Origin of the sequence: Pseudomonas sp. NPDC089734 (assembly GCF_044748865.1) — a bacterium.
Classification (GTDB): Bacteria; Pseudomonadota; Gammaproteobacteria; order Pseudomonadales; family Pseudomonadaceae; genus Aquipseudomonas.
Genome location: NZ_JBIVGV010000004.1, coordinates 14730 through 40102, shown reverse-complemented (window position 1 = coordinate 40102; position 25373 = coordinate 14730). Strand labels below are relative to the sequence as shown.

Genomic DNA, 25373 nt, shown 5'->3' with positions numbered 1-25373 from the left:
GGTCGACAGAGAAAGGCAGACGGAGGGGGCATGATCCCCGCTCCGTCCACTTGATCAGGATTCGATCAATGGCTCGGTATCCGGCTGCTTTTGCAGCAGAACCCGCGTCACACGACGCTCTTCGACACCCACGATCTTCAGGTGCCAGCCTTGCCAGCTCAGGCTGTCGCCGATCACCGGCAAGCGATCCAGCAAACTCATGGCCAGCCCGGCCAGCGTCTGGTAATCGTCCGTGGCCTTGGCCTGGAAACCGGTTCGCTCACGAATCAGGCTCAGGTTCAATGCCCCCGAAACCATGAACCCTTCGCCTTGCGGCACGATATCCGGCCCCTCGGCTTCACTGGCATCGGGCAACTGACCGGCAATGGACTCCAGAATGTCGGTCATGCTCAGTACACCCATGAAGTCACCGAACTCATTGACCACGAAGGCAATGTGGGTCGATTCCTTGCGCATCTGCTCCAGGGCATTGAGGATCGTGAAGCTGTCCAGCAGGTTGATCGCCTTGCGGGACATCAACTGGAGGTTCAACTCATTGCCTGCCAGAATTTCCTTCAGCAACTCCTTCTTGTGCACGAACCCCAATGGCTCATCGATACCCGCCTCGCCAATCAATGGCAGTCGGGAATACGAAGAATGCATCAGTTTGAGGCGGATTTTCTCTGCATCATCGCCAATATCGATGTAGTCGACTTCACTGCGGGGTGTCATGGCCGTACGCACAGGGCGCTCGGCCAGTTGCAATACACCACTGATCATGACTCGCTCTCGACGGTCGAAGACCGGCTCGCTGCTTTCGTCCTCGACCATCTCGATGATTTCTTCATCCACTTCGCCCGCTTCCAGCTTGCGACCACCCAGCAGACGCATCACCGCATGCGCCGCGCGCTCACGGCGAGGGAGATGCCCGTGAGCCGCTTTCTTGTTGCGCTTGCGAGCGATCTGGTTGAACAGCTCGATCAGGATCGAGAAGCCGATGGCGGCATACAGATACCCTTTCGGAATATGGAAGCCCAGGCCTTCGGCGGTCAGGCTGAAACCGATCATCATCAGGAAACCCAGACACAGCATGATGACGGTCGGGTGGCTATTGACGAATTTGGTCAGAGGCTTGCTGGCAACCATCATCAGGCCGATGGAGAAAATCACGGCGATCATCATGACCGACAGGTGCTCGACCATACCGACAGCGGTAATGACAGCATCCAGCGAGAACACGGCGTCCAGTACCACGATCTGCGCCACGATCGGCCAGAACAGGGCATAAGTCGCGCTGCCACTGCGCTGGCTGACATGGCCTTCCAGACGTTCGTGCAGTTCCATCGTGGCCTTGAACAACAGGAACACACCACCGAACAGCATGATCAGGTCGCGTCCGGAGAAGCTTTTGCCGAAGACCTCGAACAACGGTTCGGTCAGCGTCACCATCCAGGAAATGCTCGCCAGCAGGCCCAGGCGCATGATCAATGCCAGGGACAGGCCGATCACACGAGCCTTGTCGCGTTGTTCGGGGGGAAGTTTGTCGGCCAGGATGGCAATGAACACCAGGTTGTCGATACCCAGCACCAGTTCCAGCACGATCAGCGTCAGCAGGCCAAGCCATGCCGTGGGGTCAGCAATCCATTCCATAGGAATCATTCAATCTCGTGCAAGAAGTGGCGGGAAGGTGTTATCGACAGGATCAGACCTGCGCGCTGTCCCATGACCGCTCGAGGGGCGGACATGTCAGAGGACAAGGAGATAACAGAACAGTCACCCGACGACGGGGCAAGAAAATCAATGCTTGAGTGGCGTGACCTGCCCGACAAGGAGGCATGAGTACGCGAGCAGAGGTTTGACAGGAGTGAAGCAGAACGACAGGGAGGTTCCTGAGGGGTATTCATACAGTCCAGAAATTTAATGCGGGATGAGATCCTACAATAGAAATAGATATTTCAGTCGTCGAATAAGTATTACAAAGATTGACGTGAATCCTGGACACGCATTGACAGTGCGACACTGTGCCACAGCCTCAAGGGCAACCAGTTGTCTGACAACTGCATCCCGGTGGTAGCCCCTGCCATCCATTTGTTTTAAAATGTTGCAATATCGTCAAGCGCGTGCGGAATCCAACACCGACAGTGGCCAATCTGTCCTGTAGAGACTCCCGCGACGACTTGATCTGAATCATAAAAAGAAAGCCCGTCATAGACGGGCTTTTTGCGTTTTCAGCTTTTGCTTTTGGGCTCGTCAGGATATTCGAGCCTCAAGGCCGACACCGTTTTTGATATTGAGGCTACTCCCCATGTTGCGGCTCGTTGTGATTCACCTGTTCCAATGGTTCAAACGTCTTTCTTCGGTTCTTGCGTCCCGGGGCTCTGAAGACACCCGTTATTCCCGTGATTTCACACGTGAAGACGATCAAGGCCGCTGGACCTTCATTTCGCTTTTCATCATCTTCACCTTGAGCCTCTATTGCCTGGCCGGGCTTGGCTATTACGCCAAGGTCAATGTCTGGGACAGCTTTACCGAAGAACAGAAGGCCAATATCGCTCAGGCCATGGTGATCAGTACGCAGAACCTCTGATACCTGATCCTGGCAATACACCGAACGGGGAAGTGAAAACTTCCCCGTTTTCGTTTCGGATGGCTTGCCACCCCGGAGGTTTTCTGCGAGAAATCAGTCCTTTGCCCACTACTGGACAGCCACACAATGAGCAACGAGCTACAGATCACGGACCTGCACATCGGGGACGGAAAGGAAATCGCCAAGGGTGCCTTGATCACGACCCACTACACAGGCTTCCTGGATGATGGCACCGTCTTCGACTCGTCCCATGAGCGCGGCAAACCCTTCCAGTGCGTGATCGGTACCGGACGCGTCATCAAAGGCTGGGACCTGGGCCTGGCAGGCATGAAAGTCGGAGGCAAACGCAAGCTCTTCGTACCCGCACACCTCGCCTATGGCGACAGAAAGATGGGGGCCCACATCCAGCCGGGCTCCAACCTGACCTTCGAGATCGAACTGCTTGAAGTCCTGACCCGCGACGACTGAACGGCCGCTACCGGGGAAAGGGTTCGACTGCCAGACTGAAAATGCCCGGCCCTGGCAACTTTTTCCCTTTCCCGCCGTCAGATAACGCCCTCCCTCATGACAAGACACGGATTGCTTGTTCACGTGGAAAAAGCCATGCTCCCGGCATGGAATTCAGAAACACCCAGGACAGGAACATGTATGGCCCTCAACAAGTCGACCCAGGAATTGAAGCGACATCTCAAGGGCACCGCCTCCAATCTTGAAAATACGGCAGATGAAATTCTCAGGCTTGCTTCAGAAATGAAGGAGGTCGATGTAACCGCCGTCCTGCAACTGGTCAATCGCCTCTACAGCGATGCCGACCAGCTCAAGGCTTATGTAGACGAGGTCAAGGCCAAAAGGATCGTGCGCAGCAAACCTCAGTGAAACACTTACAGCTCCTCCCCTGCCTCCCGGAGAGCCGCCCATGTTGCCATCATCTGCAAAGACCAGCGTCAGCCCCCGACACCTGAACATGCAGAAATGGCGCGGCAGGGTCGGCATGACGCTGGCCGCCAGCCTTTCGATACTGGCCGGCATGACGGATGCCATCGGCTTCATGGCCACCGGCGACTTCGTTTCGTTCATGAGTGGTAACACGACACGTCTGGCCGTCGCGATCAGTGATGGCGATCTGGGGACGACCGCACGCCTGATTCTGGCCATTGCCACCTTTATTGCAGGCAATGCATTGGGCATCATCGTCGCTCGCCTGGGCGGCAGACGCGCCCTGCCCTTGCTGCTCAGTATCGGGACATTGCTCTGCGCCGCCGCAGCCTGGCCAATGGCATCGAATATTCTGGCCCTTGTCTGGGCCATCCTGGCCATGGGCATGCTCAATGCCGCCGTCGAGCAGGTCAACGGCCTTCCCGTGGGCCTGACCTACGTTACCGGCGCACTGTCGCGCTTCGGGCGCGGCCTGGGGCGCTGGATGCTGGGCGAACGCCGCGATGGGTGGCGAATCCAGCTGGTTCCGTGGGCCGGCATGTTTCTGGGGGCCGTCATCGGTGCCTTGCTTGAGCAGCGCATGGGGCTCAATGCACTGCTGATCAGTGGAATCCTGTCCGCCTTGCTGGGTGTTGCGTCCCTGAAGATCCCTCATCGCTGGCAGCGCCGGTATATGCCACGCTGAAGGCCTCCATCGACGCCATTGGATACCGCGTTTAACATACGCGGCCTTTCACTATCGACCCTTGCCATGACCCCCGATGCACTCGCCACCCTGCAACACCATTTATTGACCGCCCTGAACCCGGTCACGGATGAAACACGCCGTCTCTTTCATGGCCGCGGACGTGTGTGGCCCGGGCTCGAACACATTACCGTCGACTGGATGCAGGGTGTCGTACTCGTATCGCTCTTCAAGGAGCCTCTTTCGGCAGAGCTGAGCGCGTTGACGCAACAGCTCATGGCGCTCACTCGCTCGCCCGAATGGCAGAAAAGCCAGGCCCATACCCTGCTGTTGCAGCACCGTTACCTGCCAGACAGCAGCACACAATGCCTGCTGGGCGAAATGGTCGATGAATGGGTCATCACTGAACACCATCTGCGTTACAAGGTCGATTTCGGCAAGAAACAGAACAGCGGCCTGTTTCTGGACATGCGCTATGGGCGTGAATGGGTTCGTTCCCAGGCCAGGGGCAAACGGGTACTGAATCTGTTCGCCTACACCTGCGGTTTTTCGGTGGCCGCCATCGCGGGCGGTGCCGATCACGTCGTCAACCTGGACATGGCCAAGGCCGCACTCAATCGCGGTCGGGAGAATCACCGGCTCAATGGCCATGATCTGAGTCGGGTCAGCTTTCTGGGCCATGACCTTTTCAAATCCTGGGCCAAGGTCACGCGCTCAGGCCCTTATGACCTGATCATCATCGACCCGCCGTCCTTCCAGAAGGGCAGCTTCATGCTCGACAAGGATTACCAGAGAGTCTTGCGACGGCTGCCGGAATTGCTGACCGAGGATGGTTCCGTGCTGGCCTGCATGAATGACCCTGCCGTTGGTCCGGAGTTTCTGATTCAGCACACGGCCATCGAAGCACCCGACCTGCGCTTTGAACAGCGCCTGGAGAACCCGCCCGAATTTCCCGATGCGCGCATCGATGGCGGCTTGAAAGCCCTGGTCTTCAAGGCTGGCGGCAAGCCACGGGCCGGATGGGCATAAGATTCGCACCTACAAATGAAAAGCGGCCGTTTTATATAAACCAGCCGCTGATTCATTAATCAACATGCCTCAATTCTTGCCAGGACACTCACTAAGCACTTTATAACGCACAGTATTAAGCTCGCCCTGTGAATCTTCGTATGTCATCCACTTTGAGTTAACCTGGCAACTTTTAAGTGCAGGCGACTTGATGACGAGTTTGGCAATATCCAGTTTCATGCCATAGGCATAATCCCGGATTTCAGGAACCGCTTTCCGGTTTTTGGCCGCATAGGCTTCAACCTGGTTCTGATATTCCTGGCTCGGCTCATCGACTCGAACACTGGCAGAGCTGAAGGCCCAGGAGGTCAAGGGCGAAGCAAGTGCAAAGGCAAGAACAGACAGTTTTACATATTTCATTTTCTGACTCCGTTTAAGTGATGACTCACTGTAACGGTCTGACGCTATCCAGAACGTTGCGTGGAAATTACCATTTTGTAATGGCACTCACCGCGCCATTCAATATTTGAATTTCCCACCCGGCAAATAAAAAACCGTGGCAGTTACCGGCCACGGCTTTCTATAAAACGTGTTATTCAAAACAACTGTCAGTCTTCTCGACGATGCGCCCACTGATACAACGCGGGCAAGACCAGCAAGGTCAGAATCGTGGAAGACAGAATCCCGCCGATCACGACCGTTGCCAGAGGGCGCTGCACTTCCGCACCGGTGCCTGTGGCCAGGGCCATGGGAATGAAGCCCAGCGATGCAACCAGAGCGGTCATCAGAACAGGCCGCAAACGCGTCAAGGCTCCTTCACGGATGGCTTTGGAAAGGCTGAAACCTTCCTCGCGCAGATTGCGGATGAACGCAATCATCACCAGGCCATTCAAGACGGCCACTCCCGACAGAGCAATGAAGCCGACCCCGGCGGAAATCGACAGGGGAATGTCCCTGAGCCACAAGGCCAGCACGCCTCCCGTCAAGGCAAACGGAATCCCCGTGAAGACCAGCAGACCGTCCTTGAGGTTGTTGAACATCATGAACAGCAAGGCCAGCACCATCAGCAAGGCGACAGGCACCACGATTTGCAGGCGCTGGGCCGCCGACTGAAGCTGCTCGAACTGACCGCCCCAATTGATCCAGTAGCCGGGCGGTATCGTGACCTGCTCCTGGATGGATTGTCCTGCCTGCTCGACAAAAGACCCCAGGTCCCGACCGCGCACGTTGGCACTGACGATCACCAGGCGCTTGCCGTTCTCGCGACTGATCTGGTTAGGCCCGAGCACCAGGTCCAGGCTGGCCACCTGGGACAGCGGAATGAAACCGATCTGCGAGTTGCGGCTGTCAGGGCTTGCCGGAACAGGAATCAACAGGCTTGAAAGTCCGTTCAGGTCGGTACGCAACGTCTCGGACAATCGCACCACCATGTCGAAACGACGGTCTCCGTCATACAGCGTACCGGCCTGACGACCACCGACAGCAATGGCAATGGCATCCTGTATGTCTCCCATGTTCAAGCCGTAGCGTGCCGCCTTGTCACGGTCGATATTGATCGTCAGCACCGGCAGGCCGGTTGTCTGCTCGACCTTGACCTCCGAGGCTCCGCTGACCTTCTGAAGCGTTGCAGCAATTCTGTTGGCCGTCTGGTTCAGGACATTCATGTCATCACCGAACACCTTCACTGCAACGTCGCTCCGCACGCCTGAAATCAGCTCGTTGAATCGCAGTTGTATCGGCTGGGACAGCTCATAGTTGCTTCCCGGCACACTGGCAGCGGCTTCCTGAAGCTCGGCAATCAGGGTTTCCCGGGATTTCTTCGGATCAGGCCACTGGTCCGTTGGCTTGAGCATCACGTAACTGTCGGAGATATTCGGCGGCATGGGGTCGGCGGCAATTTCCGCCGTCCCTGTACGGGCGAACATACGCTCCACTTCCGGCATCCGCTCGATGATGGCTTTTTCAAGACGCTGCTGCATGTCCACCGATTGCGTCAGGCTGGTCCCCGGCACACGTAAGGCCTGCAAGGCGAAATCACCTTCGCTCAGGCTCGGGATGAACTCACTGCCCATCCGGCTGGCTGCCAGTCCGGAAATCACGATGACCGAGAACGCTCCGGCAAAGGCCAGGGTCCGACGCTCGAGCACCCAGTCCAGGACAGGGGCATATCGCAAGCGGGCGGTGCGCATGACCACACCCTCTTCTTCCTTCACCTTGCCGGTCACGAACATGGCAATGGCGGCCGGCACGAAGGTCACGGACAGAATCATCGCGCCCAGCAGGGCAATGACCACGGTAAAGGCCATCGGGTGGAACATCTTGCCCTCGACACCTGTCAGGGCAAAGATCGGCAGGTACACCACCATGATGATCAACTGGCCGAAGATCAGCGGGCGTCGGGCCTCACGCGCTGCCGCAAACACTTCATGAAAACGCTCGGAGCGGGTCAGCATCCGGCCATGGCGCTGCTGGGCATGGGCCAGCCTGCGAATGGCGTTTTCCACGATCACAACAGCACCGTCGACAATGATGCCGAAGTCCAGCGCTCCCAGGCTCATCAGGTTGGCACTGATCCTGTTGGAAAACATGCCCGTGAAGGTGAATAGCATGGCCAGCGGGATCACCATCGCTGTAATCAGGGCTGCACGGATGTTGCCCAGGAACAGAAACAGGACTGCGATGACCAGAATCGCACCTTCGATCAGGTTTTTCTTGACCGTCGCGATGGCCTTTTCGACCAGATGGGTCCGGTCATACACCGTGACCGCCACCACGCCCTTGGGCAGCGAGCGGTTGATCTCGACCAGCCTAGCGGCGACGGCCTGGGATACACTGCGGCTATTCTCGCCGATCAGCATGAAGACCGTACCCAGCACGACCTCTCGCCCGTTTTCGGTCGCTGCACCGGAGCGCAGTTCCTTGCCGATGACGACATCCGCAACATGACTCACCCGGATAGGTGTTCCCTGTACATTGGCAATGACGATGTTGGCTATATCCGGTTCATTGGCCAGTTGTCCGGGCGCACGGATCAGCAATTGCTCCCCGCCGCGCTCGATATAACCGGCACCGACGTTGGCGTTGTTGCGCTCAAGCGCCGCGATCAGATCATTGAGCGTCAGCTTGTAGGCCGCCAGTTTTTTGGGGTCCGGCGCAATCTGATACTGCTTGGCAAAGCCGCCGATGGTATTGATCTCGGCAACACCCGGCACGTTGCGCAGCTGCGGCTTGATGATCCAGTCCTGGATGACTCGCAGATCAGTCGGCGTATAGGGTGTGCCATCTTCCTTCAGCGCGCCGTCCTGAGCTTCCACCGTCCAGAGGAAGATCTCGCCAAGCCCTGTGGAAATCGGCCCCATCATGGCATCGATGCCTTCGGGCAACTGCTCCTTGGCGGTCTGCAAGCGCTCGCTGACCAGTTGGCGGGCAAAGAACAGATCGGTGCCATCCTTGAAGATCACCGTCACCTGCGACAGGCCCGACCGGGAAAGCGAACGGGTCTGCTGCAGACCCGGCAAGCCGGCCATGGCCGTCTCGATTGCGAAGGTAATCCGCTGCTCGGTTTCCAGCGGAGAAAAACCGGGGGCTGACGTATTGATCTGTACCTGGACGTTGGTGATATCAGGCACCGCATCGATCGGCAGCTTCTGGTAGCTGGCAATGCCCAGCCCCGCCATCAGCAAGACCGCGAGCATGACGACGATGCGTTGCTCTATGGCGAATTGGATCAAGCGTTCAAACATGGAAAGGCTCTCGTGCGTAGCGGATCAATGGGCGTGCTCGGCCGAGCCCTTGCCCAGCTCCGACTTGAGAACGAAACTGCCGGCAGTTGCGACTTGTGTGTCCACTGCCAGCCCCTGAAGAATTTCCACGTATCCGTTGTCGCTACGCCCGAGCGTGACAGGCTGGACCTGAAACCCTTGCGGCGTCCGGACGAAGACCGAAGGCTTGTCTTCAATGGTCTGGATCGCGACTTCGGGAACGCTGATTGCAACCCTGCTGGTATGTGCCGCCACGGCGATGGAGACAAACAGGCCCGGACGCCAGGCTCCCTGTGGATTGGCGAGTTTCACCCGTACCGTTGCCGCCCGGCTCTGCTCCCCCAGCAAGTTGCCGACGTAGCTCACCTGCCCTTCGACCTCGGCGTTCATGTCCGGTGAGCTGACCTTGACCTTGCGCCCCACAACGACCTTGTCCAGATCCTTGGGCGTGACACCGAAGGTGGCCCAGACTCTCGACAGGTCCGACAGCGTGAAGGCATTGCTGCTTTCACTCACGACCTCGCCCAGCCCCAGATGTTTTTCCACCACGACGGCATCAAAAGGCGCGACAAGCTCATAGCGGTTACCGCTGTCACGTCCTGAAGCGCCCATGGCACTCACTTTCTGCCGGGCATTGGTCAGCGCGATCTCGGCTTCCTGCAAGACCTGACGAGCCTGCTGGTAATCCTGCTCGGCCGATATCTTCTCTTCCCAGAGCTTCTTCTCGCGCTGGAATGTCAGTCGCGCCAGTTCCACCCGTTGCCGGGCCGCGCTCAACTCACTGCGCAGTTCCGAGACCTGCGGGCTGGCGATCACCGCCAGCACCTGACCTTTCCTGACCTGCTGTCCCAGGTCGGCCGTCACCTCCTCCACGACGCCACTGACCCTTGGCACCACATGGGAGGTACGGTCTTCGTCAAAGCGTATTTCGCCGGGAAAAGTGATCGAATCATTCATCTGACGGGAGACTGCAGCAGCCACTTCGATGCCAGCAGCCTTGATCCGGGCTTCGCTCAGCTCGAGATGACCTTCCTCCTCATGGGACTCATCGCCATGCCCATCCTTCTCGCCATGTGCACCCTCTTTCTCTGCACCATGGCCATGCCCGTCATCCTCATGATCCTCATTCTCATGGCCTTTTTCCTCAGCATGAGACGAACCCTTTTCATCGTCGTGCGCGTGCCCGGACGATGCATTGGAAAAAGCCTGGCCGCCCCCCAGAGTCAGGCTGCCCAGACCGATGAGGACCACCACCGCCGTCGCAGCGGCAATGTTGCGTTTGTTATTCATGAATACTCCTGATAAGCCGCTCGGAGCCTGCTGCCCCGGTCACTGGCACGGGCCTGCTGACTATTGAACTTGAGTGTTGAAACGGGCCGGATCGCCATGGATGCGTTCGATGACCACCCGTGCATTGGCCGCGCTGGCCAGGGACTCCAGGTACTGCCCACGCGCCGTGATCAGGGTGCGCTGGGCATCGAGGACTTCCAGGAACCCGAACTTGCCCATCTCGAACCCGCGGGTGGCGGTATCGACGGCTTGTTGGGCGGCCGGCAGGATGACCTGCGTGAAGGCGTCCGCGTCCTGGCTGGCCGTGCTCCATTGATCGAGCGCCAGCTCGGTCTGGGTTCGCAGCTTCAACTCCACGGCATTGCGCAGGTCACGCGCCTGATCGGCACGGCGCGCAGCCGCCAGGACATTGCCCTGATTGCGGTCGAACAACGGAATGGGGACCGACAGGCCCACGACATTGACCCGCTCGCGGTCTTCCCTGCTGTACTGGCTGCCCACGCTGACCGTCAGGTTCGGAATCCGCTGGGCTTTCTGCGAACCCAGTTGCGCGTCGCCCAGCGCAATCTGCGATTCGGCCAGACGCAGCTCGGCCGTCTGCCTGATGGCGTTGAGCAAGGTCGGTGCATGGGGTGCCTTGCCCGGTGACAGACTCGAAGACTGCAAGCGCCCGACAGGCATCTGCGACTGCCCCATGACTTGTGCCAGTTCGCGCCAGGCATTCGATCGGGTGGTCTGTGCCTGACGTACCTGCAAGCGGGTCTCGGCCAGTTGTACCTGGGCACGAGTGGCTTCTACCGGTGAGGATTTGCCGGCACGAATCCGCCCTTCGGCAACGGTCAGCCCGCGCTCGGCCAGAGCCCGGGACTCCAGGGCAAGGTCCAGCCCGGCCTGTGCACGCAAGGCCGCGAAGAAGGCCTGAACCACATCGCCGCGCAGCTGGTTGCCACGCCGCTCCAGTTCAAGCGCAGCCGCATCCTGCGCACGAGTGGCCACATCGATTCGGGCTCCTCGCTTGCCTCCCAGCTCCAGTGCCTGGCTGATGGATACGGTCGTGGTGCTGGTTGCCTTGCGGGTGTCTTCCATTTCCCATGACAGTTCAGGGTTGGGGATCAATCCGGCCTGCTGCCTTTCGCCCTGGGCAATATCGATTTCCCGCCGTGCAGCCGCCAGGTCCGGGTTCAGTTCGAAAGCCGTGTCCAGCGCTTCAGACAGGCTGATACCCTCGACCTGGGCCGCCATCGCGTTCTGACTGCAGACGACCCATAGCAATACACTGGCGAGCCCCATTTTCGCCCGGCCTGAGGTATTGGCCGGCGGACTGCGTAATATTCGATACCCGCGCACGTTGTACTTCCCCACTTGCATAAGTCCAGGTCAGACCGGCTGCCATGAGCGGCCGAAATTCACGCAGGGACTTTAGGGAATGGCAGTTATCAGCGGGGTTGCTGGAAAATTACAATTTTGTTATCTGCAAAACACCTCCTCTCCGGGCGTTTAAAGTAGCCCGCCGAAACACGATCGCATGACGACAAGAAAGGCCATTTCATCGTCGGCCTCAAGAAAAGGGATTGACCCTGTAGCCACTACAGGTTTCAAGATCCACCCCGCTTCACGGCCTTGCGATGGAAACCCGCACGCACCCTCCCGTCCTTTCAAGATATCGGGCTTCATTCATTAACCGTTTTATTCAGCAGGATATTCAAGCATGCGAATCCTTGTGGTCGAGGACGAGCCCAAAACGGCCGAATACATGCATCAGGGTTTAACCGAAAGCGGTTATATCGTTGATGTGGCCACAACGGGTATCGACGGCCTTTGCCTGGCGCAACAACAGATCTATGACATTGTCATTCTGGACATCAACTTGCCGGGCATGGATGGCTGGGATGTTCTGACACAACTGCGCAAGACCAGTAATACCCGGGTCATGATCGTCACTGCCCGCAGCCGCCTCGATGAAAAGATAAAAGGGCTGGAATCGGGAGCCGACGATTATCTGGTCAAGCCCTTCGAGTTTCCTGAATTGCTGGCCAGAATCCGTACGTTGATGCGACGCAGCGAACAGGCCAATGTACCGCAGGTGCTGCAGGTCGCGGATCTGGAACTCGATCAGGGCCGGCACCGGGCATTCCGGGGCAGGCAGCGCATTGACCTGACCACCAAGGAGTTCGCTCTGCTGCATCTGTTGATGAGGCATACGGGCGAGGTGCTGTCCCGTACCCAGATCATCTCGCTGGTATGGGACATGAATTTCGATTGCGACACCAATGTCGTGGAAGTCTCCATCCGTCGCTTGCGCGCCAAGATCGACGATCCCTTCGACAACAAACTGATTCATACACTGCGTGGCGTGGGCTATGTGCTGGAGTCCCGGGAATGAAGCCTACCCGGCTGTCCATGCAGTTGGGGCTGACGGTCAGCCTGATGAGTGCCGTTCTGGTCATCGCCATGGCCGTGCTCGCCTCGATTGCCATCTCGCGGCAACTGGACCTGCGCGCCACCACCAGTCTTGAAGAAAAGCTCAAACAAGTTGAACACAGCCTGACAGAAACACCCAGTAGCGCGGCCTTCATGCTCAACCCACATAACCTGCTTGATCAGATAATGGGGCATGAAGACTTCAGCATGACAATCGTTGATCCCAATGACTCGACACATGTGTTGTTCAGCATTGGTAACGACGCGGCAATGGAAATTCTGGCAGCCGAGAGTGCTCAAAAGGCCGGTGATTCCGCCCCAGCGGAAAGCCTGCTCAATCGCCAGGTGCTGACGGCCTCCCGGCTGGTCAAATTGCGTAACAAGCAGGTCGTAAAGGTTTTACTGTCCCTTGACCGACAAAGCGATACAGCCTTCCTGAAGGCCTACATGACCTCGACCCTGATCGCCTTGCCACTGATTCTGCTGCTGGCAGGTGCCGTCGCATGGTGGGTGGTGCATCGCGGGCTCAAGCCGTTGCGGGCCTTCCGCAAAGTGGCCGAGATGATATCGGCCCGCGACCTGACCCATCGGGTAAAGACCAGCGACCTGCCTGACGAGCTGAGCAATCTCGGGCATGCCATCAACTTCATGCTGCATCGGCTGGACAGCGATGTTCAGCAATTGACGCAGTTTTCCGATGATCTGGCCCATGAACTTCGCTCGCCCATGAACAACCTGATGGGCAAGGCACAGGTGACACTCTCACGGGAAAGGCCTCCCGGCGAATATAAGCAGGTGCTTGAATCCTGTACCGAGGAACTCGAGCGCCTGTCGCGGATGGTGTCCCAGATGCTGTTTCTGGCCAGCGTGAGCCAGCCCCTGGCGCCCGTGGCCTTTGCCAGGATCGATCTTGATGAGGAAGTGGCCAAGGTGGTCGAGCTGTTTGCCCTGTCGGCCGAAGAAAAGTCCATCGTCTTGCAGGTTTCGGGACGCGCCCGGATAAAGGGCGATCGCCTGATGATCCAGCGTGCCATCTCGAATCTGCTGTCCAACGCCATCAGACACAGCCCTGAAAACAGCACAATCAATATCAGCCTGGAACCGCAACAGGACCGGATTTCGCTCAATGTCAGCAATACAGGGGAAGGCATCGAGGCCGAGCACCTGCCCCGCCTGTTCGACCGGTTCTACAGGGTTCATGCCAGCCGTTCGCGCCATCAGGGCGGGACCGGGCTGGGACTGGCCATCGTGCGCTCGATCATGAGCCTGCATGAAGGTCATGTCACCGTGCGCAGCACTCCGGGTATTGATACTTGCTTCAGCATGATATTTCCCGTCATGGATCAATCCACTGCCTGATCATTAATTGACGGCAAATTAATGGCACACCGCTTTATTATCTTACTTATAACGTTCTTTACAGATAGATAGTTAGCATCACAACTATCTATCTGCACACCCACGTCTACTTTCACAAAATCTTGAATTAATAGATTCAATTGATATTCCCGCCATGAAATAAAAGTTTTCGCCAATCGCTATGTTTTTTTCACACTTGAGCACCTACAGTGATATCACGTCGCCACAAGTTTAAGTGTTGGCCCCTGCCGCAGCGTGGTGACAAAGGGGGATCCAGAATGACAATAAGAAACATGCGACTGAATCTGCGCGCCTTTCTCAGCTTCGGCATTATTTGCCTTCTTCTTATAGGGCTGGGAGGAACAGTCCTTTACAAGATGGACAGCCTTCATGACTCCGTGCGCAAGTTGCAGACTGACCTCTTACCCAGCGTAAGGCTGGCCGGCAAGATCGAAACCGCCGGGTTGCTCTATCGCCTGGATGCCCGCCGTTTCGTGATGGACGAAGACAGACAGAGCAGTGCCTCGATCGACAAGTTGAACGGTCTGAAAAACACCTTGATTCAAACAACCGACAACTATGCCCCCATGGTGTCCAGCCCGGCCGAAGAACAGGCCTATCGTCAGGTCAAGGCCAACGTGCAGGCCTACATTGCCAAGATCGACGAGTTGATGGAACTCAGCAAGACCCGCTCAAACAGCGAACTCTTCGTTTTCATTCGGGACACCAGCAGCCCTCAGGCCAAGGCGTTGCAAGCGTCCATAGAAGCCATGATCGAAGTCAACGTCAAAGGCGCGGAACAATCGGGCCAGGCGGCAAACTCTGATTATGAGAACGGTCTGACTCTGTCGCTGGTCTTCATTGTTGCGGCGGTCATTGTGACACTGCTGGTTGCGGCTGTTTTTACCCGCAGTATCGCCCTCCCCGTCAAGTCACTGCTCGATGCGACCAAACGCATCGCCGAAGGCGATCTGCGTACGACAGTCGAAATCACCGGTGCCGACGAACTGACCGAACTGCAGACCGCCACCGCGGCCATGCTGGCCAGTCTGAAAAACACTATCCAGCATATTTCCGACTCCTCCAGCCTGCTGGCTTCGGCGGCAGAGGAAATGAGTTCAATCACCCAGGAATCAACCGTCGGCATACAACGCCAGTCCATGGAAACCGAGCAGGCGGCCACGGCTGTCAACCAGATGACCGCCGCCATCGAGGAAGTGGCCCGCAATGCCGTATCGGCCTCGGAATCCACACAGGCCTCGGAGCGCTCGGCCAGAAACGGCCAGGAGTGCGTCAGCAAGACCATCAACGCCCTCGAAAAACTCAGCACCACGGTCGACCGCACCAGTTCGGAAGTCGAAGGGCTGGCCAATCAGGCCCAGAACATCACCAAGGTGCTGGAAGTCATCCGGGCCATTGCCGAGCAGACCAACCTGCTGGCACTCAATGCCGCCATTGAGGCTGCCCGTGCCGGAGAACAGGGTCGTGGTTTTGCGGTCGTGGCCGACGAAGTCAGGGCATTGGCCCATCGCACCCAGTCCTCGACCCAGGAAATCGAACAGATGATCCAGGGCATCCAGAAGGATTCGACCCTGGCCGTGCAATCGATGAAGCAAAGCAGCGAAGAGGCCGATGCCACTCTGCTGATCGCCCAGGAGTCCGGTACCGCGATCCGCGAAATAACGGCCGCTATCTCCCAGATCAACGAACGAAACCTGCTGATCGCCACCGCCTCGGAGGAACAGGCGCATGTGGCCCGCTCAGTGGATGAAAACCTGGTCAGTATCAGGGACCTGTCAGTACAGAGTTCCTCCGCTGCCGATCAGACCTCGACGGCCAGTCATGAGCTTTCCAGGCTGGCAGCCGACCTGAACCGGCTGGTGGCAAAGTTTTCTGTCTGACCCTCAAGCCGGGACACTCCAGGGATGAGTGTCCTGCTGACCCACGATCAAGCCAAAGCAGGTACTTATCGTGCTCAAACAGATTCCCGTTACCGGGCTTCGCCTCGGCATGTATGTCCATGAACTGAGCGACTTGCGCCCCGATCACTCTTACTGGACCAACAGCTTTCTGCTCACCCATGAAAGCGACCTGCAACGAATCCGCAATGCCGGTATTACCGAACTGTGGATCGACACCAGCCGGGGTCTGGATATCCCCCCCGAACCCGCCCTTGCGCCACCCGCAAGAGCCTGCGAGCCCTGCGCCATGGAAGAGGAAATCAGCTATGCCAGAGAGCTTTGCAGCCGGTCCAAGGCAGCGGTTGTCAGAGTATTCAGCGATGTGCGGATGGGCCGGATCGCCGAGCAGGAAGAAATCGGCAATCTGGTCGAAGACATTTCAGACTCCCTGGCCCGTCATCCCGATGCCCTGCTCAGCCTGGCCCGCCTGAAGACCTGCGACGAATACACTTACATGCATTCGGTGGCCGTGTGCGGGCTGATGATCGGCCTGGCCCGACAGCTCGCCCTGCCCGACAGCCTGATCAAGGAAGCGGGCATGGCAGGCCTGCTGCATGATGTCGGCAAACTGGCCATCTCGTCAGGCATCCTCGGCAAGCGCGGCAAGCTCAGCGACGAAGAATTTGCCATCGTGCGCAGACATCCCGAACTCGGTTACCGTTTACTCAGTGAAAGCAAACATTTCAGCCCCCGTGTGCTTGACGTCTGCCTGCACCACCATGAGCGCTTCGATGGCAGCGGCTACCCGGACAAGCTGGCTGGCTCACAGATCAGCCTCTTTGCGCGGATGGGCGCCATCTGTGACGTGTACGACGCCATCACCTCCAACCGTCCGTACAAGCCGGCCTGGAGCCCGGCAGAATCGATCAGCAGAATGGCTGGATGGACCGGGCATTTTGACGAAAAGGTTTTTCAGGCTTTCGTCAAATGCGTCGGCATCTATCCAGTGGGGTCGCTGGTGCGCCTGGAGAGCGGCAATCTGGGCATCGTGATGGAGCAGAACAAGGCCTCATTGCTGACCCCCAAGGTCAAGGTGTTCTATTCAGCCCTGTGCAAGATGCCCATCGCCCATACCCTGCTGGACCTCTCCACCCTGGTCGGTCAGGACCGAATCATCAGCCGGGAGTGCGCGAAGAACTGGGGCTTCAAGAATCTGGACCATTTGTGGTCAGGCGCCCCCGAAAGCGTAACCCCGTAGGAGCGAATTCATTCGCGAAAAACCAGTCAATCCGACACGAATCATCGCCTGAAGGACCGCCTTCGCCAATGAATTCGCTCCTGCGGGTCAGGCCTTGGCGGCCATCGCCGTCACTTCCACGCGCATGCCTTCGACCGCCAGAGCCGCCACACCGACAGCCGCCCGCACCGGCCAGGGTCTGGCGAAGAAGCGCTGGTAAACCTCATTGAAGGCTGCACGGTCAGCCATGTCGCTGAGGTAGATGGTCAGGTGCAACACCCGGTCCATGGAGCTGCCAGCCCGCTCCAGTGCCACCTTGAGTGCCTGCAAGGTGCATTCGCTCTGCTCGACGATACCGCCCAGCTCCAGGCTGCCATCGGCACGGGTCGGAATCTGGGTGGAAACCAGCAGACCGCCGAAACCGGCCACGTCGGAGGAGATGGAGTCAGCGTCGGGATCGGGGATGAAGGTGATGTCCTGGTTGGCCATTGGGGTCTCTTTTCTATTGAGGGATTGATAGCGACGACAGTTTACAGCGCCAGGGCTTGTTTCACGCCCCTTTGCAATTCTTTCAACTAACGCGTCCGCTCGCAGTCACACACATATGCCCCCCCGCTCAGGCGATACCGCGATGGCCATGGCAGCATGAGTTTCATCACCTGCATGACGGTGCTCGGTGCGTTGCTGATGCTGCTGGCACTGACATCCTCTTACCTGCGCTGGTTGCCGATCACCACGTCGGCGGTCTGTCTGGTCTTCGGCTTCGCCATCGGACCAATGGGACTGGAGATGTTGAGGCTGGATGTACAGCAGGCCAGACACTGGCTGGAACGCCTGACAGAAGTCGCGGTGCTGTTCTCGCTGTTCAATACCGGAATCAAGTTACGACTGCCGTTGCGCAGCAAAGCCTGGCATTCGGCGTACTGGCTGGCCGGGCCGGTGATGCTGGCAACCATTGCAGGAACCTGCCTGGTCGCCCACTACCTGTTCAATCTGCCTTGGGGTGTCTCGATTCTGCTGGGGGCCGTGCTTTCGCCTACCGACCCGGTGCTGGCCGGGCTGGTGCAGGTGACCAACGCTCAGGACCAGGACCGCTTGCGCTTTGGATTGTCCGGCGAGGCTGGCATGAACGATGGCACAGCGTTTCCGTTCGTGATCTTTGCCTTGTTGTATCTGGGCACCGGTCAACTGGAGGCGGGATGGATTCAGCTCTGGGCCGTCAAAAGCCTTGTCTGGGCGGTACCGGCCGGCCTGCTGATCGGCTATGGCATGGGCCGTGGCGTCGGGCATCTGATGATTTTCCTGCGGATCAGAAACGCTGACAGCACGACATCACCCAATGACTTCCTGGCCCTGGCCTTGATTGCCCTGTCATACGTGGTTGCAGAGGGGGCCGGAACCTTTGGCTTTCTTTCGGTATTCGCGGCCGGGTTCGGTCTGAGGCAGGCTGAAGCACGTATCACTCGATCCCATGTGCCTTCAGAGCATGTCGCTCAACCGGTGATCGGGCATATGACCGCCACGCAGGAACAGGCCACAGTGGCCGAAACCGAAGAGCTGAGCGAATCGCAACTGGCTGCCGGGATCATGATGGGCGATATGCTGGCGTTCGGCAGTCTGGTCGAGCGCTCGATGGAAGTGTTGCTGATCACCCTGCTGGGCGCGGCGCTGGCCTTGTACTGGGACTGGCACGCCATCGGCCTGGGGCTGGCCCTGTTCTGCATCATTCGCCCGGCGAGTGTCTGGCTGCTGGTGAGCCGACGCCTGCTCGAACCGAGGCAGAAGGCACTGGTGGGCTGGTTCGGCATCCGCGGAATCGGCAGTCTGTATTACCTGTGCTTTGCCCTGAACCATGGTTTGCCGCAAGATGTGGCACAGACCACCATCGGGCTGACCTTGTCGGTGGTGGCGTTGAGTATTCTGCTGCATGGCATCAGCATCCAGCCGCTGCTGGAACGTTATGAGCGGAATCCGGCAGCACCATAGAGCCTGTCGATGATGTCATCATCACAAGCGATTGGACTGCGGCAATTGGACTCAGCAAGCTTGCACCTACAGCATATTTGAGAAGGTGAAATGTCAGATCCCGTCCTCATGGACCGTTTTGCACGCAAAGTCGACTATCTGCGCATGTCGGTAACCGACCGGTGCGATTTTCGCTGCGTGTACTGCATGGCCGAAGAGATGACATTCCTGCCCCGGCAACAGATCCTGTCGCTGGAGGAAATTCACCAGGTGGCCGAGCGCTTCGTGGCTCTGGGCACCCGCAAGATTCGCCTGACCGGAGGCGAACCGCTGGTGCGTGCCGGTGTGGTCGGCCTGTGCAAGCGTATCGCCGCCCTGCCCGGCCTGCGCGAACTGTGCATGACCACCAATGGCTCGCAACTGGACAAGCTGGCCTCGCCACTGTTCGACGCAGGCGTGACGCGCCTGAACATCAGCCTCGACAGCCTGGACCCGCAGCGCTTCCGCGAGATGACCCGTACGGGCGATCTGAACAAGGTCATTGCCGGTATCGATGCCGCCAATGCCGCCGGTTTCACCCACACCAAGCTTAACTGCGTGGTCATGCAGGGCCGCAACGATCACGAGATCAATGATCTGGTGGCCTTTGCCATCGACCGCAAGCTGGATATTTCCTTCATCGAGGAAATGCCGCTGGGGATCATCAGCGAACACAGCCGCGCCGAGTCGTTCTGCTCCAGCGAGCAGGTTCGCGAGCGCATTGCCGAACGCTACACGCTGATGCCCTCCACCGACTCCACCCACGGCCCGTCGCGCTACTGGCGGCTGGCAGAAGCGCCGGATATCCGTATCGGCTTCATTTCCCCTCACAGCCATAACTTCTGCGGCACCTGCAACCGCGTGCGCCTGACAGTCGAAGGCCGCTTGTTGCTGTGCCTGGGCAACGAACACTCGGTTGATCTGAAGTCTGTCCTGCGCGCCCATCCCGGTCAGCCCCACAAGCTGGAAAAAGCCATCATCGACGCCATGCAGATCAAGCCATGGAGTCATGACTTCAAACTCAATGACGATGTGCAGGTCGTGCGCTTCATGAACATGACGGGCGGCTAGTCATTATGACAACAAGGGTCATAATGACTTCGGATGCACAGCAGTCATAAAGACACTTCCCCGCTATAACCCCCGGTTTCATTGGGCTGTGAATCTGGCACGATAGTTGAAAATCCTCAGGAAAGATCACTGTCTTTCCTCTGGAGGTTCACAATGCAAAGCCCGATCACCACCACCGTCCTGAATGCACTCGACAAGGTCATGGTCATTTCCACCACAGACCTGCAAGGCAATATCACCTACGTCAACGATCTGTTCTGCAAACTGACCGGCTACGAGCGCGAAGAGCTGGTCGGTCAGCCACACAGCATCGTGCGTCATCCGGCCGTGCCGAAAAGCACCTACAAGGCCATGTGGGACACCATCAAGAAAGGCGAGATCTGGACCGGCGTCATCCCCAACGTCGCCAAGACCGGCGGCCTGTATGTGGTCGATACCACCGTTCAGCCGGTGTTCGACGAGCAAGGCAACATTGTCGAGTACATCAGCATCCGCCGAGTCATCAACGATCTGATGGGCGACTTCGAGGCGCTGGAGTTTTCCAAGGAACAATTCGACGAATACTACGACCGGTAAGCTGCCATGAACGTCGAACGAGTCTTTATCGGTTACGGGTCCGAATCGGGCAATGCACGCGGGTTGGCACAACGCCTGGAGGGCCTGCCCTTTCTGCAGCGATATGCACCGCAAGCCCTGGAACTCAACAGCCTGGATCTTAAGCGGATCACCCCGGACGACCTGCTGCTGGTCGTGTCGAGCTCGTTCGGCGACGGGGAGCCGCCGGCCAACGCCGAGCGGTTCCTTGAACAAGCCGCACAGGCCGACACACTGGCCGGTCTGCGCTACGCCCTCTTCGGGCTGGGCGATACGGCTTACCCGAACTTCTGTGGATTCACCCGAAACCTGGATGCCCTGCTGTCAGGCAGGGAAGCGACACCGGTCATCAACCGGGTCGATGCCGATGCCGATTTCGAGGGGTTCTTCACGCTATGGTCAGGTGTGCTCGATGCCGTGCTGCAAGGCAATAGCCAGGCCGGGACATCCCTGCACCTGCAAGTCACCGCCTATGGTGAGAAAACGGCCTATGAGGCCCGAATACTTGAACAGCGGCGCCTGAATCAGGCACCGCCTTACGCCCATCACATCCGGCTGGATATCCGGGGCAGCGGCATCCACTACCGCGCCGGCGACAATCTGTACGTGCTGGCCCCCAACGCACCGGAACAACTGAATGCACTGGCCTGCTGGTTCGATGACGAGCGGGCACGCGAATGCCTGGCAAGCAAGGAATTGCGCCAGATCGGTAAACCGATACTCAGGGAAATGGCCAGGGCCAGCGGCAACGAGGCGTTGAAAAACCTGCTGAAGATCAGTAATCGCAAGCCGCTGGACGAGTATCTGTACGGCAAGGACATCCTCGATGTGCTCAACGACTTTTGCGAGATTGGCCAGTTCAGCGTACTCGAGCTTGCCGAGTGGTTGCCCAACAGCTTGCCCCGCGCCTACTCCATAGCATCCCACAGCCATTCCGACCATGTGGACTTATGCATAAGGGAGATTGCCTACACTCTGAATGGTCGCGAAAGAAAGGGAACCGCTACCGGCTTCCTGACAAGTCAGCCACACAGCGTCAGTGTCTTTGCCCGCAGCAACCCGCGTTTTCATCTGCCGGACCGGGTCAATCATCCGCTGATCCTGATCGGAACCGGCACGGGCATCGCACCGTTGATCGGCTTGCTGGAACAATTGGAGAACCAGACCGATCAACCCGAAACGTGTCTGGTATTCGGTGACCGTCACCGGGATTCGGATTTTCTCTATCGCGACAGAATCGAGCAGTGGCAGGCCCAGGGCGTGCTGAATCATGTGCTGACCGCTTTTTCACGGGACAGTGAAGCCCGTTATTACGTACAGGACGCCATGATCGAGCATCGCCATACACTCTGGGAATTGCTGAATCAGGGCGCACACCTGTATCTGTGCGGTAACAAGGCACATCTGGAACGTTCGATCGATGAAACACTGATCAGCCTGGCCAGTTCGGCAGGTCATCTCGATACCGAGGCTGCCAGCGAGTTCGTCAGGCAGTTGCTCAGCGATGGAAGGATTCACAAGGAGCTGTATTGAAAAACGAGAAGAGCCAGCGGCGTGGTCTATACCGATAAACGGCAATGTCAGCGCCACACCGACTGGCTCTGCTGTAAAAGCTATACTACAGAGGTATTTTTGTACAACACTCGGACAATCTTTTTATCAAGACTGAAACACTCTCTCATTCACTCGCGTAGACCGGTTCTCCCAGGTTGAGCATCAGGCGATTGGCCCAGGCAAAAATGGAAATGGCGTGAATCAGATCCAGAATCTGCGCGTCGTCCAGCCCTTGGGCACGCAATGGCTTGATGTTGTCGGCCCCCATCGCTGAAGGGTCGAGGGTCAGGTCAATGGCAAATTGCACAATCGCTCTTTCCCGATCAGTGGTCCCGGCGGTATGGGGGTCGGCAAAGACCTGAGCGATCACATCGTTGCGCTTGGCCAGTTGCTCGAAACGCTGGGCATGGACCGAGGCGCAATACACGCACTGGTTGATGCGTGACACCACCGCACTTGCCAGCTCACGCTCGGCGCGGGACAAACCGCCCGGCGCATACATGATGGCGTTGAACGCCACGGAACGCTGACGCAGGATCTGCGGCTGATGCACCAGCGTCAGGTAGTAATCCGAAGTCTTGGCCTGCGGATGACTCTCCTCCAGCACTTCCAGTTGCTCCGGGGTGGCGCTGTCCAGTTGCACGACAGGCAACCAGGCCTTCCAGCCCAGCACTTCATTGGTAAAACCGTTGATGCGAATGGGGTCGCTCATGACTTCACTTCTCCCAAGGCCGACAGGGCACCCAGACCGGCAGCCAGCCGGACCTGATACGACAGAAAGGCAATCAATTGCCCCAGGACGACAATTTCGGCAGACGAAAGGCCGGCGGCCTGCAAACGTTGCAGCGCCGTACGGTCACCTTCCACCGGCGACACGATCAAAGTACGAGTGAAGTCCAGAATCGCCAGCAGACGCGGATCGTCCAGCGTTTCGATGGAACCCGCGTCGATCAGTGCAATGACGGCCGGGTCTACGTCCTGAGCCTGCAATTGTTCAAGGTAATGATCCGCCAGCAAGACTTGTGGCGTCAGGCGGCAAGCGTAGTACGCCACCAGCAGACGCTCGACGAGCGACAGGTTGTCTGGCAGTTGCGGGTCGAAAAACAATTCGTGGCTGCCCTGGGTTGCCGACACGACCTTGGCCCGTGCATGACGCACTTGATGCAGGTTGCTGCCGGGCGCAATGCCCAGCAAGGTATCCAGGACATCGAGGCCCGGCTCTACAGTTGAACTCATATTCAATCTCACCAAAATCATGAATTAACAGGTGGGAGCGAATTTATTCGCGAGAGGACCGTACATCCGAAGAACATTCAGCGCCTTCAGTGACGTCATCGCGGATAAATCCGCTCCCACGCAAGCACTTAAGGTTGTTCGGTGACCATGGTCGCCGCCGTACGGTCGCTGACCAGCGGCTCAACCTTCAGGCCTTTGCGCGCGGCCCAGATGTTCTGATAGTGGAACAGCGGGATGATGCCGACATCATCAGCCACGACCCTGGCCGACTCCTGCAGGATGGCCCGGCGCTTGGCCTCGTCGAACTCGGCGGTGGCATTGACCAGCGCCTGGTCCACCAGCGGGTTGCTGTAATGGCCCCAGTTGGAAGCCCCACGACCCTTGACGCTGTCCACTGTGGTCAGGATGTTGGTCAGGGCATAGGCCGCTTCGCCGGTGCCGTTACCCCAGGCAATCACACTGATGGCCAGTTCGTTCTTGTTGGCCTTGCCCGCATAGACAGCCCATGGCAGCACTTCCAGCTGCACCTTGATGCCAATCCGCGACCAGAACTGCACCACGGCCTGCAGGGTTTCCGGGGCTTGCGGATAACGGTCGCCCGGCACATGCACGGTCAACTGGAAGCCTTCGGGGAAGCCCGCCTGAGCCAGCAGTTCCTTGGCCTGCTTCGGGTCGTACGGAATGTTCTTCAGCTCCGGGTTGTAGCCAAAGGTATTGGCCGGCATCCACTGATTGGCCTCGGTCACGGTGCCCTGCATGATGCGCTCGACAATGGCCTGGCGGTTGATCGCCAGCGACAGCGCCTTGCGCACGCGAACATCACGCAGCGGGTTCTCGGCCAGCGGCTTGCCCGTGTTGTCACGGATGAACTCGTTCGGCCCTTCCCGGAAGCTTGGCTGGATCAGCAAGGCACGCAGGCCCGGATAAGCGAAAACGCTGACATTCGGGCTTTTCTTGAGGCGTTCCACATCGGTCGGCGAGACCTTGTCGATCATGTCCACGTCACCGGCCAGCAAGGCAGCCGTGCGGCTCGCAGCGTTGGCGATGAAGCGATAGTCCACTGTGTCCCACAAGGGCTTTTCACCCCAATAAGCGGTATTGCGCTCGAAAATCGTGCGGTCGCCCGGCACGAAGGACACAAAGCGATAAGGCCCGGTCCCGACCATGGCCTTGCCACTGTTGTAGTCGGCACTTTGAGCGGTGGCCCCCACATGGCGGCTGACAATGTAGATGGAGTCCACATCCGGCAACAGGTTGGCGTTGGGGGTCAGGGTCTTGATGATCAGGGTGTGATCGTCCTTGGCCGTGACCGACTCCACCGTGCGCGTGGCACCGGCATAAGACGCCACACTACCCGGCACCTTGCGGGCACGCTCGAAGGAAAACACGAAGTCATCGGCGGTCAGGGGCTGGCCGTCCTGCCATTTGACGTCCTTGCGCAGGTTGAACTCCCAGGTCCTGTCGTCCAGCACTTTCCAGCTTTGCGCCAGACCCGGCAGGGTCTTGTCGTCATGGCGATTGACCAGCGACTCGAAGGCATGCAGCGCCACCGAGCGGTCACCGGCATAGTTATTCAATTGCGGGTCGAGCGAGGAGACCGGATCGGCATAACCGATACGCAGGCTCTGCGCCGCTGCGCTGCCGGCAGCCACGATCAGGGCCGAGGCCAACAGTGAACGGACAAGTGGATTCATGGGCTATTCCTTGTGCGTAATGGCAATGAGCGCCGAGGTTTGCGGCGTTCGTTCGG

The 25373-nt window shown here is 58.3% G+C and carries 22 protein-coding genes; 13 read left to right on the top strand and 9 right to left on the bottom strand.

Going from position 1 to position 25373, the window contains the following annotated elements; all coding sequences use genetic code 11:
- Positions 1-54: 54 nt before the first annotated feature.
- A complete protein-coding gene (locus ACIPY9_RS06775; protein ID WP_400699078.1) occupies positions 55-1629 on the bottom strand; it encodes a TerC family protein in 1575 nt (524 codons plus the stop codon).
- A 655-nt stretch (positions 1630-2284) separates the two neighbouring features.
- Here ACIPY9_RS06775 and ACIPY9_RS06770 point away from each other — a divergent pair.
- The 5 genes from ACIPY9_RS06770 to ACIPY9_RS06750 all read left to right on the top strand — a co-directional run bounded on the left by ACIPY9_RS06770 (position 2285) and on the right by ACIPY9_RS06750 (position 5216).
- Positions 2285-2566 (top strand): hypothetical protein, encoded by a 282-nt coding sequence (locus tag ACIPY9_RS06770; protein ID WP_400698444.1) that lies wholly within the window; start codon positions 2285-2287, stop codon positions 2564-2566.
- Between the two features lie 126 nt (positions 2567-2692).
- Positions 2693-3034, top strand: a complete 342-nt coding sequence (locus ACIPY9_RS06765; protein ID WP_400698442.1) for an FKBP-type peptidyl-prolyl cis-trans isomerase — start codon at positions 2693-2695, stop codon at positions 3032-3034.
- Between the two features lie 180 nt (positions 3035-3214).
- Complete coding sequence (locus tag ACIPY9_RS06760; protein WP_400698439.1) at positions 3215-3442, top strand: hypothetical protein; 228 nt, start codon at positions 3215-3217, stop codon at positions 3440-3442.
- Positions 3443-3482: 40 nt separating this feature from the next.
- Entirely contained in the window at positions 3483-4187 is a 705-nt protein-coding gene (locus ACIPY9_RS06755) for a YoaK family protein (protein ID WP_400698436.1), read from the top strand.
- A gap of 66 nt (positions 4188-4253) precedes the next feature.
- Positions 4254-5216 (top strand): class I SAM-dependent methyltransferase, encoded by a 963-nt coding sequence (locus ACIPY9_RS06750; protein WP_400698433.1) that lies wholly within the window; start codon positions 4254-4256, stop codon positions 5214-5216.
- A 69-nt stretch (positions 5217-5285) separates the two neighbouring features.
- Here the strand turns inward: ACIPY9_RS06750 and ACIPY9_RS06745 are convergent, their stop codons facing one another.
- The 4 genes from ACIPY9_RS06745 to ACIPY9_RS06730 form a co-directional block, all read right to left on the bottom strand.
- On the bottom strand, positions 5286-5615 hold the full coding sequence (locus ACIPY9_RS06745) for a DUF2790 domain-containing protein (RefSeq protein WP_400698430.1): 330 nt from the start codon (positions 5613-5615) through the stop codon (positions 5286-5288).
- Positions 5616-5803: 188 nt separating this feature from the next.
- The gene (locus ACIPY9_RS06740; protein WP_400698427.1) at positions 5804-8938 is read right to left on the bottom strand and encodes a CusA/CzcA family heavy metal efflux RND transporter; all 3135 of its coding nucleotides are present in this window, start codon (positions 8936-8938) and stop codon (positions 5804-5806) included.
- A gap of 24 nt (positions 8939-8962) precedes the next feature.
- On the bottom strand, positions 8963-10246 hold the full coding sequence (locus ACIPY9_RS06735) for an efflux RND transporter periplasmic adaptor subunit (protein ID WP_400698425.1): 1284 nt from the start codon (positions 10244-10246) through the stop codon (positions 8963-8965).
- 60 nt (positions 10247-10306) lie between these two features.
- Positions 10307-11536: a TolC family protein gene (locus ACIPY9_RS06730; protein ID WP_400698422.1), complete on the bottom strand. Its 1230-nt coding sequence runs from the start codon at positions 11534-11536 to the stop codon at positions 10307-10309.
- A 418-nt stretch (positions 11537-11954) separates the two neighbouring features.
- Between ACIPY9_RS06730 and ACIPY9_RS06725 the strand changes: the two genes are divergently transcribed.
- The 4 genes from ACIPY9_RS06725 (at position 11955) to ACIPY9_RS06710 (ending at position 17185) form a co-directional block, all read left to right on the top strand.
- Complete coding sequence (locus ACIPY9_RS06725) at positions 11955-12629, top strand: heavy metal response regulator transcription factor (protein WP_400698419.1); 675 nt, start codon at positions 11955-11957, stop codon at positions 12627-12629.
- Positions 12626-14026, top strand: a complete 1401-nt coding sequence (locus tag ACIPY9_RS06720) for a heavy metal sensor histidine kinase (RefSeq protein WP_400698417.1) — start codon at positions 12626-12628, stop codon at positions 14024-14026. The genes ACIPY9_RS06725 and ACIPY9_RS06720 overlap by 4 nt, the downstream gene beginning before the upstream one ends.
- Positions 14027-14304: 278 nt before the next feature.
- Positions 14305-15927, top strand: a complete 1623-nt coding sequence (locus ACIPY9_RS06715) for a methyl-accepting chemotaxis protein (protein WP_400698415.1) — start codon at positions 14305-14307, stop codon at positions 15925-15927.
- Positions 15928-15997: 70 nt separating this feature from the next.
- Positions 15998-17185: an HD-GYP domain-containing protein gene (locus ACIPY9_RS06710; RefSeq protein WP_400698412.1), complete on the top strand. Its 1188-nt coding sequence runs from the start codon at positions 15998-16000 to the stop codon at positions 17183-17185.
- Positions 17186-17272: 87 nt separating this feature from the next.
- Here ACIPY9_RS06710 and ACIPY9_RS06705 read toward each other — a convergent pair whose 3' ends face one another.
- Positions 17273-17653, bottom strand: coding sequence for a RidA family protein (locus tag ACIPY9_RS06705; RefSeq protein ID WP_400698410.1), 381 nt, complete (start codon positions 17651-17653; stop codon positions 17273-17275).
- A gap of 156 nt (positions 17654-17809) precedes the next feature.
- Between ACIPY9_RS06705 and ACIPY9_RS06700 the strand changes: the two genes are divergently transcribed.
- The 4 genes from ACIPY9_RS06700 to ACIPY9_RS06685 all read left to right on the top strand — a co-directional run bounded on the left by ACIPY9_RS06700 (position 17810) and on the right by ACIPY9_RS06685 (position 22366).
- Positions 17810-19150 (top strand): cation:proton antiporter, encoded by a 1341-nt coding sequence (locus ACIPY9_RS06700; RefSeq protein WP_400698408.1) that lies wholly within the window; start codon positions 17810-17812, stop codon positions 19148-19150.
- 90 nt (positions 19151-19240) lie between these two features.
- Entirely contained in the window at positions 19241-20239 is a 999-nt protein-coding gene (gene moaA, locus ACIPY9_RS06695) for a GTP 3',8-cyclase MoaA (RefSeq protein WP_400698406.1), read from the top strand.
- A gap of 153 nt (positions 20240-20392) precedes the next feature.
- On the top strand, positions 20393-20815 hold the full coding sequence (locus tag ACIPY9_RS06690; protein WP_400698403.1) for a PAS domain-containing protein: 423 nt from the start codon (positions 20393-20395) through the stop codon (positions 20813-20815).
- 6 nt (positions 20816-20821) lie between these two features.
- Positions 20822-22366 carry a sulfite reductase flavoprotein subunit alpha gene (locus ACIPY9_RS06685; RefSeq protein WP_400698400.1) on the top strand — a complete coding sequence of 515 codons (1545 nt, stop codon included), beginning with the start codon at positions 20822-20824 and terminating at the stop codon, positions 22364-22366.
- A 145-nt stretch (positions 22367-22511) separates the two neighbouring features.
- On the opposite strand, the gene ACIPY9_RS06680 is transcribed toward ACIPY9_RS06685, so the two are convergent.
- From ACIPY9_RS06680 to ACIPY9_RS06670, 3 genes are all read right to left on the bottom strand, one after another.
- A complete protein-coding gene (locus ACIPY9_RS06680; RefSeq protein WP_400698397.1) occupies positions 22512-23099 on the bottom strand; it encodes a peroxidase-related enzyme in 588 nt (195 codons plus the stop codon).
- On the bottom strand, positions 23096-23623 hold the full coding sequence (locus ACIPY9_RS06675) for a CMD domain protein (protein WP_400698395.1): 528 nt from the start codon (positions 23621-23623) through the stop codon (positions 23096-23098). Before ACIPY9_RS06675 ends, ACIPY9_RS06680 begins: the two co-directional genes overlap by 4 nt.
- A 128-nt stretch (positions 23624-23751) precedes the next feature.
- Complete coding sequence (locus tag ACIPY9_RS06670; protein WP_400698392.1) at positions 23752-25317, bottom strand: ABC transporter substrate-binding protein; 1566 nt, start codon at positions 25315-25317, stop codon at positions 23752-23754.
- Positions 25318-25373 lie beyond the last annotated feature (56 nt).

Coding starts and splice junctions, on each gene's coding strand:
- moaA (WP_400698406.1), top strand. CDS start 19,241: ATGTCAGATCCCGTCCTCATGGACCGTTTTGCACGCAAAGTCGACTAT.
- ACIPY9_RS06725 (WP_400698419.1), top strand. CDS start 11,955: ATGCGAATCCTTGTGGTCGAGGACGAGCCCAAAACGGCCGAATACATG.
- ACIPY9_RS06735 (WP_400698425.1), bottom strand. CDS start 10,246: ATGAATAACAAACGCAACATTGCCGCTGCGACGGCGGTGGTGGTCCTC.
- ACIPY9_RS06755 (WP_400698436.1), top strand. CDS start 3,483: ATGTTGCCATCATCTGCAAAGACCAGCGTCAGCCCCCGACACCTGAAC.
- ACIPY9_RS06775 (WP_400699078.1), bottom strand. CDS start 1,629: ATGGAATGGATTGCTGACCCCACGGCATGGCTTGGCCTGCTGACGCTG.
- ACIPY9_RS06730 (WP_400698422.1), bottom strand. CDS start 11,536: ATGGGGCTCGCCAGTGTATTGCTATGGGTCGTCTGCAGTCAGAACGCG.
- ACIPY9_RS06720 (WP_400698417.1), top strand. CDS start 12,626: ATGAAGCCTACCCGGCTGTCCATGCAGTTGGGGCTGACGGTCAGCCTG.
- ACIPY9_RS06740 (WP_400698427.1), bottom strand. CDS start 8,938: ATGTTTGAACGCTTGATCCAATTCGCCATAGAGCAACGCATCGTCGTC.
- ACIPY9_RS06700 (WP_400698408.1), top strand. CDS start 17,810: ATGAGTTTCATCACCTGCATGACGGTGCTCGGTGCGTTGCTGATGCTG.
- ACIPY9_RS06770 (WP_400698444.1), top strand. CDS start 2,285: ATGTTGCGGCTCGTTGTGATTCACCTGTTCCAATGGTTCAAACGTCTT.
- ACIPY9_RS06750 (WP_400698433.1), top strand. CDS start 4,254: ATGACCCCCGATGCACTCGCCACCCTGCAACACCATTTATTGACCGCC.
- ACIPY9_RS06765 (WP_400698442.1), top strand. CDS start 2,693: ATGAGCAACGAGCTACAGATCACGGACCTGCACATCGGGGACGGAAAG.
- ACIPY9_RS06675 (WP_400698395.1), bottom strand. CDS start 23,623: ATGAGTTCAACTGTAGAGCCGGGCCTCGATGTCCTGGATACCTTGCTG.
- ACIPY9_RS06745 (WP_400698430.1), bottom strand. CDS start 5,615: ATGAAATATGTAAAACTGTCTGTTCTTGCCTTTGCACTTGCTTCGCCC.
- ACIPY9_RS06685 (WP_400698400.1), top strand. CDS start 20,822: ATGAACGTCGAACGAGTCTTTATCGGTTACGGGTCCGAATCGGGCAAT.
- ACIPY9_RS06715 (WP_400698415.1), top strand. CDS start 14,305: ATGACAATAAGAAACATGCGACTGAATCTGCGCGCCTTTCTCAGCTTC.
- ACIPY9_RS06670 (WP_400698392.1), bottom strand. CDS start 25,317: ATGAATCCACTTGTCCGTTCACTGTTGGCCTCGGCCCTGATCGTGGCT.
- ACIPY9_RS06705 (WP_400698410.1), bottom strand. CDS start 17,653: ATGGCCAACCAGGACATCACCTTCATCCCCGATCCCGACGCTGACTCC.
- ACIPY9_RS06680 (WP_400698397.1), bottom strand. CDS start 23,099: ATGAGCGACCCCATTCGCATCAACGGTTTTACCAATGAAGTGCTGGGC.
- ACIPY9_RS06760 (WP_400698439.1), top strand. CDS start 3,215: ATGGCCCTCAACAAGTCGACCCAGGAATTGAAGCGACATCTCAAGGGC.
- ACIPY9_RS06690 (WP_400698403.1), top strand. CDS start 20,393: ATGCAAAGCCCGATCACCACCACCGTCCTGAATGCACTCGACAAGGTC.